1 protein-coding gene is annotated in these 405 nt (G+C 75.1%); it reads right to left on the reverse strand.

From position 1 onward, the window contains the following. On the reverse strand, nucleotides 1-405 hold a 405-nt coding region (locus PROKR_RS17270), incomplete at both ends, for a sigma factor-like helix-turn-helix DNA-binding protein (RefSeq protein ID WP_281171727.1).

Genomic DNA, 405 nt, shown 5'->3' on the forward strand with positions numbered 1-405 from the left:
GCGGACCGCGTCGTCGCCCAGCGCGCGGCGCGCCGCGGTGCCACCGGCGTCGTCGGCGGGCTCGGCCCAGCCGTCGTAGCCCTGCGTGAACAGGACGTACAGCACCGCCAGCACCGCGGACACCCGCTCGTGCAGCAGCTCGGCGGGCGGCACCCGGAACGAGATGCCGGTGGCGCGGATCTTGCGCTTGGTCCGGGTCAGGCGCTGCGCCATGGTCGTCTCCGGCACCAGGAAGGCTCGTGCGACCTGCGCCGTCGTCATACCCGTGAGGCTCCGCAGGGTGAGCGCCACGCGGCCCTCCAAGGGCAGGGCCGGGTGGCAGCACGTGAAGACGAGGCGGAGCAGGTCACCGTCGGGCTCGTCCGGCCCGACGGCGGCCCAGTCCGCCTGGTCCAGCGCGCTCAC

Origin of the sequence: Promicromonospora kroppenstedtii DSM 19349 (assembly GCF_000515355.1) — a bacterium.
Taxonomy (GTDB): domain Bacteria; phylum Actinomycetota; class Actinomycetes; order Actinomycetales; family Cellulomonadaceae; genus Promicromonospora; species Promicromonospora kroppenstedtii.